Here is a 17,852-nt window from a genome sequence, read left to right as displayed (position 1 = left end):
AATGGTTGTTTTACGGCAATATCCGCAAGGGGGTTTGTATGGATGTGCTGATGCTCTCTCGGCTGCAATTCGCGGCCGCCACCATGTTCCACTTTATTTTCGTCCCGCTGACGCTGGGGCTGTCCGTCCTCATCGCCTGCATGGAGACGCAGTACGTGCGCACCGGGAACGAGGCGTATCGCGACATGGCCAAATTCTGGGGGAAAATCTTTCTGGTGAACTTCGCCCTCGGCGTGGTCACCGGCATCACCCTGGAATTCCAGTTCGGCACCAACTGGTCCCGATACTCCGCCTATGTGGGCGACATTTTCGGTTCGCTCCTGGCCATTGAGGCGACGGCGGCGTTCTTCCTGGAATCCACCTTCATCGGCGTCTGGCACTTCGGCTGGGACAAGCTCTCGCCCAAGGCGCACGCCACGGTGGCCTGGCTGGTGGCCGGCGCCTCCAACCTGTCCGCCATCTGGATTCTCATCGCCAACGGCTTCATGCAGAATCCCGTGGGCTTCACCCTGCGCAACGGGCGTGCCGAGTTGACCGACTTTTTCGCGGTCATCGCCAACAAGTATGCCTGGCTGGAATTCTTCCACGTCATCCCGGCGTCCCTGCTCCTGGCCGGGTTCTTCATCATGGGCATCTCGGCCTGGCACCTGCTGCGCAAGAGCAACGTGGACTTCTTCAAGCGGTCCTTCACCCTGGGCGTGACCGTGGCCCTGATTTTCTCCGTGGTCACCGCCATGGAAGGACACATCCACGGCAACAACCTGTCCGTGACCCAGCCCGCCAAGCTGGCGGCCATGGAGTCCCACTGGGAAACCCAGACGGCCGCTCCCATGAACCTGCTGGTTATCCCGGGCGAGGACGGCAACCTGCTCGAGGCCCTGCCCCTGCCGGGCGTGCTGAGCTTCCTGGCCTACAATGATTTCAACGCCGAGGTGAAGGGGCTGAACGACTTCCCCAAGGAAGACCGTCCGCCCGTTGTCCTGACCTTCCTCTCCTTCCGGTTGATGGTCGGCCTGGGGACCCTGTTCCCGCTCCTGGCCGGTTTCGGCTGGCTCATGCGCAAGCGGCTGGACGACTTCCCGCTCTACCTGAAGGTGCTCCCCTACTGCATACCGCTGCCCTACATCGCCATCTGGGCGGGCTGGACCCTGACCGAAGTGGGCCGCCAGCCGTGGATCGTGTACGGGCTGATGCGAACCTCCGACGCGGTTTCGCCGGTGGGAACGGGCGAGGTGGGCTTCTCGCTGGTGCTGATGACCGTGCTCTACTCCCTGCTCGGCGCGGCGGGCATCTGGCTGATGATCAAGCTTGCCAAGAAGGGGCCTGAAGACAACAGCCCCATCCAGGTCTAACCCAGCGAATGAAAGGAGAAAATCTATGGAAACTTTGATGGAAACCGGTTCGCTGCACTATTACCTGGCCATGGTCTGGTTCCTGCTTTGGGGGGTGCTGTGGTCCGTCTACTTCATCCTTGACGGTTTTGACCTGGGCGTGGGCAGCCTGCTGCCGGTCCTGGCCAGGTCCGAGGCGGAAAAACGGGCCATGTACAACGCCACCGGCCCCTTCTGGGACGGCAACGAGGTCTGGCTCATCGCCGCCGGCGGCGTGACCTTCGCCGCCTTCCCCTATGCCTATGCCCAGATGTTCAGCGGCCTGTATACGGCGCTCATGCTGCTCTTGTTCACCCTCATCGTGCGGGGCGTGTCCTTCGAGTTCCGCTCCAAGGTGGACCATGAAGGCTGGAAGAAGCTGTGGGACACCCTGCACGCTCTTTGTTCCTTCCTTCCCGCACTGCTGCTCGGCGTGGCCTTCGGCAACATCTTCCAGGGCATCCCGCTGGACGAGACCGGGTTCTCCCAGGCCGGGCTGTTCGGCCTGCTCAATCCCTACGGCATCGCGGGCGGCATCCTGTTCGTGACCATCTTCCTCATGCACGGCGCGCTCTGGCTCTGCATCCGCACGACGGGCGATTTGCAGGTCCGTGCCGAGGCACTGGCCGTCAAGCTGTGGCCCGGCGTGGTCGTCCTGACCGTCCTGTTCCTGGCCTACTCCGCCGTGTCCACCAAGCTGTTCACCAACTACCTGGTCTACCCGGTGCTGTTCGTGATCCTGGCGCTGCCCGTGGCCGGGCTGGTGCTCATGCGCTCCTACCTGGGAGCCAAGAAGTACTGGATGGCCTGGGCCGCTTCCTGCCTGTACATCGGGGGCACGGCCCTGTTCGGCGTGATCGGCATCTTCCCGGCCATCATCCCGTCCAACCCCAATCCGGCCAATTCGCTGACCATCATGAACTCCGCGTCCAGCCCTCTGACGCTGCAGATCATGCTCGGCGTGGCTTTGGTCTTCGTGCCCATCGTCATCGGCTACCAATTCTGGGCCTACAAGACGTTCGCCACACCGCTGACGGACGACGACATGCACTACTAACCCTTCCTGCCGACACAACAAGGGCTGCCTTCGGGCAGCCTTTTTTTTGGTCCTTTCCTCCCTGTTGGAATTCGCCCCTCCTGCGGTGCCGCCAGGTCTTCGCACCGGCCAACCGATTTGGTATCCAATAATCTCCAATTACATAATAATCGAGAGGAAGAGATTGTGACGAGTGGGCTGCATCATCAAGCCGGAACTGCACGGCGACATCAAGGAACTGCTGACAAAGCTCGTCAGGGCGCTCATCACCACCGGCGTGGGCAGCGCAGGCAACAACGGGACCAGGAATGTCAAGGGCATCCCCGCCAAGGGCGAGCGAGCCGTGCGGGAACGGGTCGCCTAGCACTTATCGCCTTTTCGGCAGGCGCATCGGCGACCGTTGTCGGCATCCCGCGCGGGGTGCCCCCGTCCCGGCGGCGCGTCGAAAAAAGTGGGCGTTGCGCTTCTTTTGGTATATTGTATTATCCGACAGGAGCCGCCCATGCGGCGCAAGCGGTCTCGGGAGGTCGGCGGTCCAACCGTGCCGCGGGTAAAAAATCGAAGAGGCAAGGGGGTTGCCATGCGTACATTTTTGATATCGGCGTTGGTTGTCTGTTTCCTTGCGGCCGGGCTCGGCTGCAACAAGGCGCAGCAGGGGGCCACCGGAGGCGCCCTGGCCGGTGCGACCATCGGTGCGCTGACCTTCAACAACAAGTTGCTCGGAGCCGCCGTGGGTGCGGGTGTGGGCCTCATGGTGGGCTACATCATCGGCAACGAGTGGGACAAGAGCGACGAAAAGCAGGTCCAGCAGACCCTGGAATCGGGCCGGTCGAACGAGACGGCCTCCTGGACCAATCCCGACACCGGGGTGAGTTACTCGGCCACGCCCAGCCCGGCCTACACCGAGGAGAACCGGGTCTACCGGGATGTGACCATCAAGGACGAGAAGTCCGGCGAAGTGGTCAAGGCCCAGGCCTGGCGCGACGAGAACGGCGTCTGGCACATCAAGGACGAGCCGCAGCCGACGTCCTAGACGCGCAAGTGAGTCAGTTCAGAGCAGGGGAGTGGTCCGGGTGACCGCTCCCTTTTTGCATCCCCCCCCCTACCGCCGCACCACCCCGGCGATGCCGCGCAGGGTGACGGCGGTGATGACCACCGCGCCCCCGGCCACGGCCCACGCGCCGGGCAGCTCCCCGTAGCCCAGGGCCACGAGCACGGGATTGAAGATCGGTTCCAGCATCATGATCAGGATCGCTTCCAGCGCGCCCAGCCGCTTTATCGCCCAGACGTAGAGCGCCAGGGACACGCCCTGCTGGAGAATGCCCAGATAGAGCAACCCGGCCCAGGACTCCACGGACGGCATGGTCGCGAACATGAAGGGCAGGCCGCACAGCGCGGTCAACCCGTGTCCCATGATCACCGACTCCACGGGCGAGGCGTCCTTCTGGGCCCGCATGCACAGGGTGAAAACGGCGTAGGACACGCCCGTGGTGATGGCGATGATATTGCCCCACAGCCCGGTGGGGGAGAGCCGGTCCAGAAAGAAGAGCACCATGCCGCCCACGGTCACGGTGATGAATATCCAGTCCGCCCGCCGGGTCTTTTCCTTGAGCAGCCACGGCGCGAGCAGGGCCACGTACACCGGTGCGGTATAAGCCAGCAGGATCGCATTGGCCGAGGTGGTCAATTTGGTGGCCACCACATTGGTGACCAGCAGCCCGGCATATCCCGCAGCTGCCGCCCACTGCACTCTTGATGGTTTGAACGTGATCCGTCCCCGGAACAGTATGGCCAGGGTCGCCGCCGCCAACGCGCTCCGTACCCCGGTGATGGCCATGGGATTCCACTGGACCAGCTTGATGGCCAGCCCCCCGGAACTCCACATCAGCGCCGTCGTCGCCATGAGCAATATGGCCTTGGTTTTGTCGGACATCAGCAGCTAGTGCAGCAATTCCAGCCCCCTGGCAAGAGGTTCCCAAAAGGAAACCGTGATCACTCCACCGTCACCCGCAATATTTCATCCCAGACGGTCGTGTATCGCGGCGACATCATTTCCCTTTTCATTTTCCAGCTTCGTCTGGTCCCCGATGCGGCAAAGGAGACGGTGTCCCGGCCCCATCGGCTGTTGCACGAGTCCACGGCCTGCATGAGCGGCTTGTGGTCCGGTCGGTGGGCGGGCGGCAGGGCGAGGAGGCTGAGCCAGCGGCTGTGTTCCGGTTCGAGACCCGAGAGCATGACCCCGCATTTCTTGTAGCTGTACCCGTCCTTGAAGATGCTCTCCATGGCCGCGCAGGCGGCGCGGATGAGCGTGGGGGTGTGCGACGTGGCCACGGGCAGGGGCACGGAACGGGTGCCGGAATGCTGGGGCTCGCCGAGCTTGAAGGTGTTGGTTTGCAGGAAGACGAGGATGTTCGACGTGACGGCGTTCTGCCTGCGCAGCTTTTCGGCGGCCCGCGTGGTGTACTGGGCCGCGGCTTCCAGCAGGTGGTCCAGGCGGGTGACCGGGTGGCCGAAGGATCGCGAGGAAACAATGGTCTTCTTGTCCACCGGGCCGTCGGCAAAGTCGAAACAGGGCCAGCCGCGCAGCTCGAGGAGGGTGTGGAGCCCGGCGATGGTCATGCGTTTTTTGACCCAATCCCTTTTCAACCCGCGAAATTCCAGGGCGTTGTTCACGCCGAGTTTGCGCAGCCGCCTGGCGTGGCGCGGGCCGATTCCCCATACGTCGCCGACCTCGGTCCACTTGAGGACCCGGTCCGGGTCCGGGCTGGCGGACAGGTCGAACACTCCCCGGCAACGGGGCTGTTTCTTGGCGAAGCGGTTGGCGAGCTTGGCCAGGGTCTTGGTCGGCGCGATGCCGACGGAGACCGGAATCCCGGTCCACCTGAAAACCGTGGCCCGCAAGCGACGCCCGAACGCTTCCGCCCCTCCCGGCACGCCCGTCAGGTCGCAGAACGCCTCGTCGATGGAATAGATTTCCACCTCCGGGCAGAACCGGGTCAGCACCCGCATGACCCGCGCCGACAAGTCGCCGTACAGTGCATAGTTGGACGAGAACACCGCCACCCCGTTGCGTTCCAGCATGTTTCGGCATTTGAAGTACGGCTTGCCCATGGGGACGCCGAGGTCCTTGGCTTCGTTGGAGCGGGCGATGATGCAACCGTCGTTGTTCGAGAGCACGACGACCGGTCGTTTCCGCAATTCGGGCCGAAAGGCCCGTTCGCATGACGCATAGAAGTTGTTGCAGTCGATGAGGGCATAGGATTTGGGCATGGTCACACCCTGTGGACCACATGGCGGACCACGCCCCAGACCTCGAAGTCCGTCTCAGGGGTCACCTGTATGGTCTTGAACTCGGCGTTTTCGGGAGCCAGGGCCAGCCCGTCCTTTGTCCGGACCAGTCGCTTCACGGTGAACTCCCCGTCCAGAAGGGCGATGACAATATTCCCGGGAGCGGGTGATTGCGCCCGGTCCACCACCAGGATGTCGTCGTGGTGAATCCCGGCTCCCACCATGGAGTCCCCGGATACCCGCACGAAAAAGGTGGCCTCGGGCCTTGGGGCCACATACGCGTTCAGGTCGAGGGGCTTTTCCAGGTATTCATCGGCAGGGGAAGGGAAGCCCGCAGCCACGGCCTCCCCGGCCAACGGCATGGCCGACGCACCGGTCGCAACCAGCCGTCCCGCCTCCCCGGCCCACGGCGTGCACGTGAAGTCAGCCAATATCACCATCAAACAACCTCCAAGAGTCAATCTAGAATAAACATTTTGAAGACTGAGGCTTAATTTGTCAATCTAAACAAAACACATTTCGCATGCCCTCCCTCGCCTCTTTTCCCTGACGCCCCGAGGCTTGGAAGAGTGGGTCAGATGTGGATTTTCCGGGCACGGCTCAACCGGAGGCGTAGCAGCGCTACGGTGAGGATTGAGGCGCGCCCGGAAAATTCGCAGATGGCCCGCTATCCCAAGCCGGCACCCGGTCGATTCCGACTGACAAATGAAAAGGGGAGGTTGCGCAAGCAACCTCCCCTTGAATGGTCAGTCGGAATCGACCGGCGAAGCTACATGTCGGCGCCGGAAGCGGCCTTCTGCATCTTGACCTCGACCTTTTCGGTCAGGCCGGCGTAGTACTCGCGCAGACGCACGAGGACTTCGTCACGACCGAAGTGGTCGACGACGTCGGCGCCTTCGGAAAGGGCCTTACGCAGCTTGGTACCGGACAGGATGACGCGGTCTTCCTTGGTGTGCGGGCAGGTGCGCATGGAGGCCATGCCGTCGCACTTGTAGCAGTAGAAGGTCCAGTCGATGTTCATGTTCTTGCAGAGAAGGGCCTTGCCGGGCTCGGCGGTGCATCCGTCCTGGTAGGGGATCTTCTTGAAGATTTCCTGGGCTTCGAACAGACCGTAGAAGTCGCCGACGCCTGCGTGGTCACGACCGATGAGCATGTTGTTGATGCCGTAGTTCTGGCGGAAGGTGGCGTGAATGAGACCTTCGCGGGGACCGGCGTAACGCATGTCCAGGGGGTAACCGGCGTTGATGACGTTCTCGGGAACGAAGTAGTTGTCGATGAGGATCTGGATGCACTCGATGCGGACGTCACCCGGGATGTCGCCCGGCTTCAGGTTGCCGATCAGGGAGTGGATGACGACGCCGTCACAGACTTCAACGGCGATCTTGGCCAGGAACTCGTGGGAGCGGTGCATGGGGTTACGCAGCTGCAGAGCGGCAACGTTGGACCAGCCGCGCTTTTCCATCTCGGCACGGATCTGGGCGGGGGTCAGGTAGACACCGGGGAAACGCTTGGCGTAGTCGCCTTCGGACAGGACCTTGACGGGACCGGCCAGGTTGTACTTGCCCTGGGCCATGACCATCTGGACGCCCGGATGATCTTCCATGGCGACCTTCCAGAAGACGTCGTCAGCGGACTCTTCGCCTTCGCCCTTGTAGACGTTTTCGCATTCCCACTTCTTGTCGGCCTCGGTCATCTCGTACTTCTCTTCGACCTTCATGGTGGCGTAGATGACGCCGTCCTTGGCCTTGAGAGCGATCTCGTCGCCGACCTTGATGTCGTCATCGTCGGTGTCGAGGGTGATGGGGATGGGCCAGAAGGTGCCGTCTTCCATCAGGAAGTCGGCGCAAACACCCTTCCAGGATGCCTTGGTCATGAAACCGTTCAGCGGAGAGAAACCGCCGATACCCATCATGATGAGATCGCCCTTGGCGCGATCGGAAATTTCAAGGGTCTTCAGGCCTTCAGCTTTTTTGATTTCAGCTTCGAGCTCAGCGCCTTCGAGCAGGCAGCATACGAGACCTTTACCACCGTGAGGTGCTACGAGGTTGGACATTTAAGCCTCCTAAGTAGATTTTTGTCAATAAAACCATTGCCTTACATACATGGTGCGCGGACCAAAGCGCTTACAAACCATGATTATCTCCCATTTTCAGGGTCAGACTTTATTGTACGTTTGTGAAAGTCGTGTCAAGCGCTTTTTTCCGGAGCTTCCGTTACATTAGTATATGACAAAGCAGTGCTGCTGCGGAATAGAGAATATCCCAAAAAAGTCTAGAGAACGTGGGCTTTCTGTGCGATATTTTGTGCTGTCATTTCAGGTTGTTGAATCCGGGCTGCGATTAATGCCAATCGTCGCGAAAAATGTCTTGCATTTGAAGGATTATTTACACTAAAAACTGTGAGGATTCGTGCAGAAAAAAGTCCGCATCCCGACGTGGCTTTAACTGCCGGGGATAGGGCAGGAGCCAAGGTTTGGCGCGGGTATCCCCGCAAACTGCGCAATCAGGGCCGAAATGCGCTTGTTCAAAAATTCACTTTCACGTTGACAAGGGTGTTTGGTCTTGCTAATTCCCAATTTCCGCCTGTTTAGAACAGGTGGCGTATTTTGTTTTAGGTAGAGGATGTCGGTTATTGTGAATAATAAAACCCTATTTAGGAGGAGAAGTTATGCCGACCTTTGTTAACCCGGAAAAATGTGACGGCTGCAAGGGTGGCGAAAAGACCGCTTGCATGTACATTTGCCCCAACGATTTGATGATCCTGGATCCGGATGAGATGAAAGCTTACAACCAGGAACCGTCTGCATGCTGGGAATGTTATTCTTGCGTGAAAATTTGCCCCCAGGGCGCCATTGAAGCCCGTCCCTACGCTGACTTCGCACCCATGGGTGGTACCTCCATCCCCATGCGTTCCGCCGAAGACATCATGTGGACCATCAAGTTCCGTAATGGCTCCGTGAAGCGCTTCAAGTTCCCCATCCGTACCACCCCGGAAGGTTCCATCAAGCCCTTCGACGGTAAGCCGGAACCCACCGACCTCGACAACGAACTGCTGTTCACCGAGGCCGAGCTGAAGGCTCCCATCGCTTTCATCGCAGAAGAAGCTTCCGTCACCGAAGCCGATCTGAAGAAAGAGTGGAAGATGGACGACTACGCCAACCTGGTCTAATTGACCCGATTGAGCGCTTATTGTCTCTTTGAAGAACTTGAATCACGTATAATACAGGAGAAATATTATGCCTCTGCTTCCCGCTAAAGAAGCTTCTAAGGGTGTTGCTCTCGCCGAGCCGGAAATCATCGAGAAAAGCGTTGATATCCTGATGGTCGGCGGTGGCATGGGTAACTGCGGTGCTGCTTTCGAAGCCATCCGCTGGGCCGACAAGGTCGATCCCTCCATCACCATCGAGCTGTGCGACAAGGCCGCTCTCGAGCGTTCCGGCGCCGTTGCTCAGGGTCTGTCCGCCATCAACACCTACATGGGTGACAACGATCCCGACGATTACGTCCGCATGGTCCGCACCGACCTGATGGGCATCGTCCGTGAAGACCTGATCTACGATCTGGGCCGCCACGTTGATGATTCCGTCCATCTGTTCGAAGAATGGGGTCTCCCCGTTTGGGTCAAGAAAGACGGCAAGAACCTCGACGGTGCCAAGGCCAAGGCCGAAGGCCTCGCCATCCGCAACGGCGCCGACCCGGTCCGTTCCGGTCGCTGGCAGATCATGATCAACGGTGAGTCCTACAAGTGCATCGTTGCTGAAGCCGCCAAGAACGCCCTGGGCGAAGACCGCTACGTCGAGCGCGTGTTCATCGTCAAGATGCTCCTGGACGCCAACGAGCCCAACCGCATCGCCGGTGCCGTCGGTTTCTCCACCCGCGAAAACAAAGTGTACATCTACAAGTGCAACGCCGCTGTCGTTGCTTGTGGTGGCGCAGTCAACGTCTACCGTCCCCGGTCCACCGGTGAAGGTATGGGTCGTGCATGGTACCCGGTCTGGAACGCTGGTTCCACCTACACCATGGTCGCTCAGGTTGGCGGCGAAATGACCATGATGGAAAACCGCTTCGTCCCCGCCCGTTTCAAAGACGGTTACGGCCCGGTCGGCGCCTGGTTCCTCCTCTTCAAGGCCAAAGCCACCAACTACAAGGGTGAAGACTATTGTGAGACCAACCGCGCAATGCTGAAGCCTTACGAGGATCGCGGCTACGCCAAGGGTCACATCATCCCCACCTGCCTGCGTAACCACATGATGCTCCGTGAAATGCGTGAAGGCCGCGGCCCGATCTTCATGGACACCAAGACCGCCCTGCTGAAGACCGTCAACAACGACATGACCGGTCCTGAGTGGAAGCACCTCGAGTCCGAAGCCTGGGAAGACTTCCTCGACATGTGCGTTGGCCAGGCCAACCTGTGGGCCGCCACCAACTGCGCTCCTGAGGATCGCGGTTCCGAGATCATGCCCACCGAACCTTACCTCCTCGGTTCCCACTCCGGTTGCTGCGGCATCTGGGTTTCCGGTCCCGACGAAGAATGGGTTCCCGAATCCTACAAGATCAAGGCTGACAACGGTAAGGTCTACAACCGTATGACCACCGTCAACGGCCTCTGGACCTGTGCTGATGGCGTTGGCGCCTCCGGCCACAAGTTCTCCTCCGGTTCCCACGCTGAAGGCCGCATCGTCGGCAAGCAGATGGTGCGCTGGGTTGTCGACCACAAGGACTTCACCCCCACCCTGAAGGAAAACGCCGCCGACCTCGCCAAGGAAGTCTACCAGCCCTGGTACACCTACGAAGAGAACAAGGCCGGTTCCACCGATCCCGTCGTGAACCCCGCTTACATCACTCCCCACAACTTCATGATGCGCCTCATCAAGTGCACCGATGAATACGGTGGTGGTGTCGCTACCCTGTACATGACCTCCAAGGCTCTGCTGAACACCGGTTTCTGGCTGCTCGGCATGATGGAAGAAGACTCCCAGAAGCTCGCCGCTCGTGACCTGCACGAACTGATGCGTTGCTGGGAACAGTTCCACCGCCTCTGGACCGTCCGCCTGCACATGCAGCACATCGAGTTCCGCGAAGAATCCCGTTACCCGGGCTTCTACTACCGCGGCGACTTCATGGGCCTGGACGACTCCAAGTGGAAGTGCTTCTGTAACTCCAAGTACGATCCCGCCACTGGCGTGACCACGGTCTTCAAGAAGCCCTACGTCAAGATCATCCCCGACGCCTAAGCTTAGGTAATGATCACCCCGAGAGCGCGGGTCCCCGGACCCGCGCTCTCTTAAAAATACCGGGGCTAAAATGGTCTGAATCCGGGCCGGGAAAACCGCTCCCGGTCCGGGTTTAGGCCATTTTGTTGGCTTGAGCCTCAACTTTATTCGGGAGGAGTTAAGAGAATGTCGAATAACAGTATTCTCGTAGTAGGCGGAGGATTCGCAGGGATCACCGCCGCCCTCGAAGCCGCTGAAATCGGCTACGAGGTGTACATCGTTGAAACCAATCCCTACCTCGGTGGACGGGTTGCTCAGCTCAATCAGTATTTCCCGAAGCTGTGCCCGCCCTCCTGTGGTCTTGAGATTCAGTTCCAGCGCATCAAAAACAACCCCAATGTCAAGGTCATCACCATGGCCGACGTCACGTCCGTTTCCGGCACCGCCGGCAACTACGACGTGAAGATCACGCAGCGTCCCCGCTTCGTGAACGAAAAATGTACCGCCTGCGGCGAATGCGAGAAGGCCACGTCCACCAAGGTCGAATCCGAATTCGACTTCGGCACCGGCTCCCGCGGTCTGGCGTACAAGACCCATCCCTTCATGTTCCCCATGCGCTACGTCGTGGATGCCGAGAACGCATCCGAGTCCGAGCTGTCCGCCATCCAGGCCGCCTGCCCGTACGACGCCGTGGCCCTGGACGACGCCCCCAAGACCATCGATCTGGCCGTCGGCGCCATCGTGGTCGCCACGGGCTGGAAGCCCTATGACGTTGCCAACCTGACCAACCTGGGCGGCGGCGCATTGAAGAATGTGGTCACCAACATGCAGTTCGAGCGTCTGTGCGCGCCCAACGGCCCCACCAACGGCAAGATCCAGCGTCCTTCCGACGGCGCAGAGCCCAAGAAGATCGCCTTTGTCCAGTGTGCCGGTTCCCGCGACCAGAACCACCTGAACTACTGCTCTTATATCTGCTGCATGGCTTCGCTGAAGCATGTCCGCTACGTGCGGGAACGCTCCGATGCCAGCGCAACGATCTACTACATCGACCTGCGCACCCCCGGCCGCTACGACAAGTTCAAGTCCATCACCGAGGCCGACGACAAGCTCAGCCTGGTCAAGGGCAAGGTCGCCGGGATCGTCGAGGATGCGAACGGCAACCCGATCGTCACCGTGGAGAACGCGCTCACCGGCATCAAGACCGACGAGAAGTTCGACATGGTCGTCCTGGCCACCGGCATGCAGCCCAGCATCGCCGAACTGCAGGTCCCGGCCGGTCAGGCCGACGCTGACGGTTTCGTCATCGACGGCGAGGGCATCATTGCCGCCGGTTGCGCCAAGCAGCCCTTTGATGTCATGAAGACCGCCCAGTCCGGCACCGCTGCCGCGATGAAGGCGATTCAAACCGTGGTAGGGAGGTAACCGATGGCTGAAAAGCTTGGAGTATATATCTGTGGAGGCTGCGACATCGGCGCGAATCTCGATGTCGATGCCCTGGCTGAATTTGCCGCCGGCGGCAAACACTCCTCCTGCGTGACCGTGGCCAAGTCCAATGCTGTCCTGTGCAGCCCCGAGGGCAAGGCCATGATCGAGGCGGACATCGCTGAAAACGAACTGGACGGCGTGGTCTGCTGCGCCTGTACCCCGCGTTCCAAGTGGGACGTGTTCAAGTTCGGCGACAAAGTCCAGGTGGAACGCGTGTCCCTGCGCGAGCAGTGCGTGTGGTCCTACCAGGAAGACCCCGTATTCCCCGGCCAGATGGAAATCATCGCCAAGGACTACATCAACATGGGAATCACCAAGCTGTTCAACAGCCGGATTCCCGCTCCGGAGCTGCCGGACGCCTTCAAGACCGTGCTGGTCGTGGGCGGCGGTTACACCGGTCTCAACGCGGCGCTGAACGCCGCCAGCCTGGGCTACTCCGTGGTCCTGGCCGAAAAGAGCGACACGCTGGGCGGCAAAGCTGCGACCATGTACAAGTCCTTCCCGCTGGGCGCTCCCTATTCCGAACGCGAGCAGCTCATCGACGTGCCCGACCTGATCGCCAAGGTGGAAGCCAGCGACAAGATCCAGGTCCTGACCGGTGCGACCCTCGAGTCCCTGGCCGGTGCCCCGGCCCAGTACAAGGCCACCATCAGCGGAACCGAATACGAGATCGGCGCGGTCGTCATGGCCACCGGCTTCGTGCCCGGCAATCCCAAGTTCCTGGCCCCGCTGGGCTACGGCACCATCAAGAACGTGGTCACCACCGCCGAACTGGAAGCCATGGCAGCCAACGGCGGCATCAAGACCGCCGACGGCAAGACCCCGTCCTCCGTGGCCTTCATCGTCGACACCTCCCTGCTCATGAAGGGCGTCTCCTACGGCGCTTGCGGCGAAGCCTGCGAGGCTCCCGAGGACATGCCCTGCAAGGAAGAGGACGAAAGCGGCGACGCCGACGAGTGCGAGACCTTCGTCTATGAGGACAAGGAATCCGCCAAGCACCTGGCCTACTCCTCCGAGCTGACCTCCCTGGTCGCCCTGAAGCAGGCCAACTACGTGCGCGAGCTCGCCCCCAACGCCGTTGCCTACATCGTGTACGATCACATGATGGTCCCCGGCATCAACGAGAAATACTATCAGGCAGCCCAGGACGATCCCGGCGTCATGCTGACCAAGGGCACCGTGACCGGCGTCTCCGAGGCCGGTTCCTCCGTGGTCATCAAGGCCAAGGATACCCTGCTGGGCGCCGACGTGGAGCTGGCCGCCGACCTGGTTGTCGTCCCGACCGCCATCGTCCCGACCACCGCTGCCGACCCGACCATGAACTTCGTCTACCGCCAGGGCCCGGCATTCCCGGACCTCGAGCTGTTCGACGGGTTCGCCGATTCCAACTACATCTGCTTCCCCTACGAGACGCGCCGCACGGGCGTCTACGCAGCGGGTTGCGTTCGCCAGCCCATGGGCATGGGCCTTGCCGCCGAAGACGCGGCCGGTGCCGCCCTCAAGGCCATCCAGTGCATCGAGTCCGCCAACCGCGGCGTGTCCGTACACCCCCGGTCCGGCGACCTGAGCTTCCCGGAGTTCAACTTCACCCGTTGTACCCAGTGCAAACGCTGCACCGAGGAATGCCCGTTCGGCGCTCTGGACGATGACGAGAAGGGCACGCCGCTTCCGAACCCCACCCGCTGCCGCCGTTGCGGTACCTGCATGGGTGCGTGTCCGGAGCGCGTCATCAGCTTCTCCAACTACGGCATCAGCCAGATGGGTCAGGCCATCAAGGAAGTCAAGGTTCCCGACTCCCTCGACGCCGGCGGCCCCCGCTTCATCGTCCTGGCCTGTGAAAACGACGCCTACCCGGCCCTGGACATGGCTGCCATGCGCGGCAAGTCCTGGTCCCCGTATGTCCGCTTCCTGCCGGTGCGCTGCCTCGGTTCCGTCAACGCCATCTGGGTGGCAGACGCCATGTCCAAGGGCATTGACGGCGTGATGCTGCTCGGCTGCAAGTACGGCGACGACTACCAGTGCCACTTCGTCAAGGGTTCCGAGCTGTGCAACCGCCGCAAGGAAAACATCGCCGAGTCCCTTGGACGCCTTGGTGTCGAGCCTGAGCGCGTTGAGCAGTACGAGGTCTCCATCGACATGTACGACCAAGTGCCCGACATGATCGACGAGTTCGTCAGGAACATCACCACCAACTTCGGCCCGAACCCGTTCAAGGGTTACTAGGAGGTACGGCATGTCCAATACCGTCAAGGTACAACCGGACCTTACGTTCGTGAAAGAGTTGCAGGCCGTAGGCGGCGACTCGCTGAAAAAATGCTACCAGTGCGCCACCTGCTCGGTGGTATGCCCTCTCTCCCCGGCTGACAGCCCCTATCCCCGCAAGGAGATGGTCTGGGCCCAGTGGGGATTGAAGGACCGCCTGGTCAACGATATCGACATCTGGCTGTGCCACAACTGCGGCACCTGTTCCGATCTCTGCCCCCGCGGCGCCAAGCCGGGCGACCTGCTGTCCGCCCTGCGCAACATGGCCTACCGCAACCTGGCTCCGCTGCCGATCATCGGCAAGCTGATGTCCAGCTCCGCAGGCATCCTGCCCCTGGCTGCTCCGGCATTGATCTTCTACGGTCTCATCTGGGTCATCATGGCTGGCAAGTTCGGCACCATGTTCCCCACCTTCGAGTGGAACGCGGCCGACCACGCCTGGACCGCCGTTGAAGGCGGCAAGGTCGTCTTCGGCGGCCTGTTCCCCGGCGACTACACCATCGACCCGGTCTTCATGCTTGTCTTCGCCTTCATGATCTTCATGTTCTATGCAGGCGTGAGAAACATGCTCAAGGCGTTCGACGCGCAGCCCAAGACCTTCATCGTGGGCCGCAAGGAAGAACCCTGCTTCCTCTCCTGCCTGATCGACACCCTGCAGTACGAAGTGCTGCAGCACACGCAGTTCTTCGACTGCAAGGACGAGCAGACCGACGAGCTGGACGAGAAGCGCGCCACCGGCCACCGCTGGCTGATGTTTGCCTTCATCGCCCTGGCCGTGGTCACCGGCGTCGTCGCTTCCGGCCACTGGGGCGGATGGCTCCTGCGGAACCTCGGCATCACCGGTCTCGGTGACATCGTGTCCGCCATCGGTCACACCCCCATGCCGTTCTACCACCCGATCAAGCTCCTCGCCCTGGTTGGCGCGGGCCTGGGTGTGTACGGCCTGCTGGCCGTGACCAAGCGCAGGGTGAACCTGGACCAGGCCAAACAGTCCTCCAGCTGGTACGACTGGTACCTGCTGGCCGTGATCTGGACCGTCTTCCTGACCGGCATCGGCGCCATGGTGTTCCGCGTGCTCGGCGTCGGCCTGCTGGCCTACCCGATCTACTACGTGCACCTGGTCGGCGTATTCATGCTGTTCGCGTACCTGCCGTGGTCCAAGCTGGGCCACCTGGTCTACCGTACCGTGGCCCTGTCCTGCGCCAAGAAGATTGGTCGCATCCCCATGGGCGCCGACAAATAGTCGCCTGGGTGAACACATTAAAGAAGCTTACTTAGTTAAGGAGGCATCAAATGGCTGAAGCTAAGGTTTTCCCCATGAACGCTTTTGTGTCTGTTCTGCGCGGCGAAGCCGCCGATCAGGCTCAGCTCGATATGCTGGCTTACATCACCCAGGCCGAATCCTTGGACGCTGACATGGCCCCCGTGGCTCAGGCACTGTCCAAGGCCTGGATCTATGAACAGGAACCCGGTCTGACCGCTTACGCCGAAGGCGACATCGCCAAGCTCGGCAACCAGGTCAAGGTCGAAGCCCTTCCCGAGTCCGACGCCGCCCGTGCGCAGGCTGTCCTGGACATCCTGTCCGGCCTCAAGGAAGAGAACGCAGCCCTCAAGGCCGAAGTTGAGAAACTGACCGCCGAGAAGGCTGATCTGGCCGCCAAGATCGGTCCCCTGGAAGCCAAGGTCAAGACCATCGACGCTGCCAACGCCGCAGGCGAACAGCAGGTCTCCGTGGCCACCACCAAGCTCAACGAGATGACGAGCAAGCTCAACGACCTGATGGCGGAAGTCGAAAAGGTCAAGAGCCAGGGCGTCGTGGTTGCCGGTGTTGCCGGTGACGGCGCTGCCGCTTCTGCCGATGCAGGCATGTCCACCGGCCCCGAGGTCGGCGGCGAGCCCGAGGCCGACTTCGGTCTCGGCGGCGATGCATTCGGCGGCGACAACTGGTAGCCCCGGATCTCCCGATACAAGACAAGGCCCCGCGCTTCGGCGCGGGGCCTTTTTTACGTCTTCGGTCCGGGGGCGCGAACTCCTGCGCAGTGCCTCGGGCCCCTGGATGCGGGGCATCGGGGACAGTCGGCTTGAGGCCACGCTTCACGCTGCAGGTGCGCATCTGCGCTGTCTCAGGGGGCTTCAGGCCACAGGGGAAGGGGGGATGCCGTATCGTCCCCGATTGGCGGAAAAGACCGAGAGCGCCCGTCCGGTTTTTCCGGATTACCGGGCCGCCGACGGTGGAAAGGGGAGCAATGGGTTGATGTCAGTGGGTTGGAATGGATTTTGCTGAAATCCGGCGAAATATGAAGTTTTGCTAATTGATAATTAAATGTGTTGTGGAAAACAGGAATTTGACAGGGCTCAAGAAAACACAGATTTCTAGTTCCTGTGCGGCTTACCGGGCGATCAGGGTTGCGAGGCGATCGCAGGTGCCCGGAGAAGGGAAAGGCGCAAGAGGTGTAAATTCCGGTTTTATCAGACAGTCAAAAGGATGACCTCGATTGCGGGCCTGGGTTTGAACAGGCAAAACAACAGGCTGCAATTATTGATAATCCATAACATTGAATGAATTTTGCTATTGGCAAATCGTCCGTGCTGGTCCGGGGTGGATGGCATGCACGGAACGCGGATAACACAATGCTCGTAAGGAGACGGTCATGAAGACTCGCTTTCTTGGAATTGTGTTTGCTCTCGGTTTGATGTTGATCCCTGCCTTGGCCTCCGCTTCACCCATGGACGGTACCTATATCGGTGCCGGTTCCGTGGTGACGGGTTTCGGGACCATGAACATTAACAACTACACGGCTGTTATCGGCGCCGACCCCAGTCAGTACGCGGTGGATTACACCAATGCGTATCTTCCGAGCGCCGATGACCTGCCCCTCGGCGACCTGGCCTCCGACGGTTTCACCGTCTGGCTGTCCGCCCCCTCGGTCATCTCCTTCAGCGGCAATCTCACTGAGTTCACCGGAACCGGAACCCTGTCGTTCTTCGACCTGGACCCGGTCCTGGGCTACATGACCGCCGTGCTGTCCGCCAGCGGCATCAGTTCCCTGTTCGGCACCTTCGCTGCCGATGCAACCCTGTATAAACAGGCCGCCACGCCCATTCCCGGCGCCATCTGGCTCCTGGGTTCCGGCGTCATCGGCCTTGTGGGATTGCGGAGAAGAGCCCGCAGAGCGTAGATTGTCTGCGCATTGAGCCT

Annotated in this window: 15 protein-coding genes; 11 read left to right on the top strand and 4 right to left on the bottom strand. The window is 60.8% G+C overall.

Annotated features, from left to right (window positions below; translation table 11 throughout):
• Positions 1–38: 38 nt before the first annotated feature.
• The 4 genes from OO730_RS08120 to OO730_RS08105 all read left to right on the top strand — a co-directional run bounded on the left by OO730_RS08120 (position 39) and on the right by OO730_RS08105 (position 3,439).
• Positions 39–1,352: a cytochrome ubiquinol oxidase subunit I gene (locus OO730_RS08120; RefSeq protein ID WP_264984083.1), complete on the top strand. Its 1,314-nt coding sequence runs from the start codon at positions 39–41 to the stop codon at positions 1,350–1,352.
• Positions 1,353–1,377: 25 nt separating this feature from the next.
• Entirely contained in the window at positions 1,378–2,427 is a 1,050-nt protein-coding gene (cydB, locus tag OO730_RS08115; protein ID WP_264984082.1) for a cytochrome d ubiquinol oxidase subunit II, read from the top strand.
• A gap of 172 nt (positions 2,428–2,599) precedes the next feature.
• The gene (locus tag OO730_RS08110) at positions 2,600–2,770 is read left to right on the top strand and encodes a hypothetical protein (protein WP_264984081.1); all 171 of its coding nucleotides are present in this window, start codon (positions 2,600–2,602) and stop codon (positions 2,768–2,770) included.
• A gap of 216 nt (positions 2,771–2,986) precedes the next feature.
• Positions 2,987–3,439, top strand: coding sequence for a DUF1269 domain-containing protein (locus OO730_RS08105; RefSeq protein ID WP_264984080.1), 453 nt, complete (start codon positions 2,987–2,989; stop codon positions 3,437–3,439).
• Positions 3,440–3,508: 69 nt separating this feature from the next.
• Here the strand turns inward: OO730_RS08105 and OO730_RS08100 are convergent, their stop codons facing one another.
• From OO730_RS08100 to sat, 4 genes are all read right to left on the bottom strand, one after another.
• The gene (locus OO730_RS08100) at positions 3,509–4,339 is read right to left on the bottom strand and encodes a DMT family transporter (RefSeq protein ID WP_264984079.1); all 831 of its coding nucleotides are present in this window, start codon (positions 4,337–4,339) and stop codon (positions 3,509–3,511) included.
• A gap of 59 nt (positions 4,340–4,398) precedes the next feature.
• Positions 4,399–5,676, bottom strand: a complete 1,278-nt coding sequence (locus OO730_RS08095) for a Y-family DNA polymerase (RefSeq protein WP_264984078.1) — start codon at positions 5,674–5,676, stop codon at positions 4,399–4,401.
• Between the two features lie 2 nt (positions 5,677–5,678).
• Positions 5,679–6,134 (bottom strand): LexA family protein, encoded by a 456-nt coding sequence (locus OO730_RS08090; RefSeq protein ID WP_264984077.1) that lies wholly within the window; start codon positions 6,132–6,134, stop codon positions 5,679–5,681.
• Between the two features lie 329 nt (positions 6,135–6,463).
• On the bottom strand, positions 6,464–7,747 hold the full coding sequence (gene sat, locus OO730_RS08085; RefSeq protein WP_264984076.1) for a sulfate adenylyltransferase: 1,284 nt from the start codon (positions 7,745–7,747) through the stop codon (positions 6,464–6,466).
• 614 nt (positions 7,748–8,361) lie between these two features.
• Here sat and aprB point away from each other — a divergent pair.
• From aprB to OO730_RS08050, 7 genes are all read left to right on the top strand, one after another.
• Positions 8,362–8,862, top strand: a complete 501-nt coding sequence (gene aprB / locus OO730_RS08080) for an adenylyl-sulfate reductase subunit beta (protein ID WP_264984075.1) — start codon at positions 8,362–8,364, stop codon at positions 8,860–8,862.
• A 67-nt stretch (positions 8,863–8,929) separates the two neighbouring features.
• Positions 8,930–10,927 carry an adenylyl-sulfate reductase subunit alpha gene (gene aprA, locus OO730_RS08075; protein WP_264984074.1) on the top strand — a complete coding sequence of 666 codons (1,998 nt, stop codon included), beginning with the start codon at positions 8,930–8,932 and terminating at the stop codon, positions 10,925–10,927.
• Between the two features lie 75 nt (positions 10,928–11,002).
• Entirely contained in the window at positions 11,003–12,328 is a 1,326-nt protein-coding gene (locus OO730_RS08070) for a CoB--CoM heterodisulfide reductase iron-sulfur subunit A family protein (RefSeq protein WP_264984144.1), read from the top strand.
• A gap of 3 nt (positions 12,329–12,331) precedes the next feature.
• Positions 12,332–14,614 carry a hydrogenase iron-sulfur subunit gene (locus tag OO730_RS08065; RefSeq protein ID WP_264984073.1) on the top strand — a complete coding sequence of 761 codons (2,283 nt, stop codon included), beginning with the start codon at positions 12,332–12,334 and terminating at the stop codon, positions 14,612–14,614.
• Between the two features lie 10 nt (positions 14,615–14,624).
• A complete protein-coding gene (gene qmoC, locus OO730_RS08060; protein ID WP_264984072.1) occupies positions 14,625–15,896 on the top strand; it encodes a quinone-interacting membrane-bound oxidoreductase complex subunit QmoC in 1,272 nt (423 codons plus the stop codon).
• A gap of 50 nt (positions 15,897–15,946) precedes the next feature.
• On the top strand, positions 15,947–16,603 hold the full coding sequence (locus OO730_RS08055) for a hypothetical protein (RefSeq protein ID WP_264984071.1): 657 nt from the start codon (positions 15,947–15,949) through the stop codon (positions 16,601–16,603).
• 776 nt (positions 16,604–17,379) lie between these two features.
• On the top strand, positions 17,380–17,832 hold the full coding sequence (locus OO730_RS08050; RefSeq protein WP_264984070.1) for a VPLPA-CTERM sorting domain-containing protein: 453 nt from the start codon (positions 17,380–17,382) through the stop codon (positions 17,830–17,832).
• Positions 17,833–17,852: the final 20 nt, after the last annotated feature.

The sequence above is a fragment of the Pseudodesulfovibrio portus genome (assembly GCF_026000375.1).
Classification (GTDB): Bacteria; Desulfobacterota; Desulfovibrionia; order Desulfovibrionales; family Desulfovibrionaceae; genus Pseudodesulfovibrio; species Pseudodesulfovibrio portus.
The sequence above is the reverse complement of the archived record's forward strand: the minus strand, read 5'-3'. Positions and strand labels throughout refer to the sequence as shown.

Excerpts from the sequence above, each read along its gene's own strand:
- OO730_RS08055 (WP_264984071.1), top strand. The coding sequence starts at position 15,947 with ATGGCTGAAGCTAAGGTTTTCCCCATGAACGCTTTTGTGTCTGTTCTG.
- OO730_RS08120 (WP_264984083.1), top strand. The coding sequence starts at position 39 with ATGGATGTGCTGATGCTCTCTCGGCTGCAATTCGCGGCCGCCACCATG.
- OO730_RS08090 (WP_264984077.1), bottom strand. The coding sequence starts at position 6,134 with ATGGTGATATTGGCTGACTTCACGTGCACGCCGTGGGCCGGGGAGGCG.
- qmoC (WP_264984072.1), top strand. The coding sequence starts at position 14,625 with ATGTCCAATACCGTCAAGGTACAACCGGACCTTACGTTCGTGAAAGAG.
- sat (WP_264984076.1), bottom strand. The coding sequence starts at position 7,747 with ATGTCCAACCTCGTAGCACCTCACGGTGGTAAAGGTCTCGTATGCTGC.
- OO730_RS08105 (WP_264984080.1), top strand. The coding sequence starts at position 2,987 with ATGCGTACATTTTTGATATCGGCGTTGGTTGTCTGTTTCCTTGCGGCC.
- OO730_RS08100 (WP_264984079.1), bottom strand. The coding sequence starts at position 4,339 with ATGTCCGACAAAACCAAGGCCATATTGCTCATGGCGACGACGGCGCTG.
- OO730_RS08050 (WP_264984070.1), top strand. The coding sequence starts at position 17,380 with ATGGACGGTACCTATATCGGTGCCGGTTCCGTGGTGACGGGTTTCGGG.
- aprB (WP_264984075.1), top strand. The coding sequence starts at position 8,362 with ATGCCGACCTTTGTTAACCCGGAAAAATGTGACGGCTGCAAGGGTGGC.
- OO730_RS08095 (WP_264984078.1), bottom strand. The coding sequence starts at position 5,676 with ATGCCCAAATCCTATGCCCTCATCGACTGCAACAACTTCTATGCGTCA.
- cydB (WP_264984082.1), top strand. The coding sequence starts at position 1,378 with ATGGAAACTTTGATGGAAACCGGTTCGCTGCACTATTACCTGGCCATG.
- aprA (WP_264984074.1), top strand. The coding sequence starts at position 8,930 with ATGCCTCTGCTTCCCGCTAAAGAAGCTTCTAAGGGTGTTGCTCTCGCC.
- OO730_RS08065 (WP_264984073.1), top strand. The coding sequence starts at position 12,332 with ATGGCTGAAAAGCTTGGAGTATATATCTGTGGAGGCTGCGACATCGGC.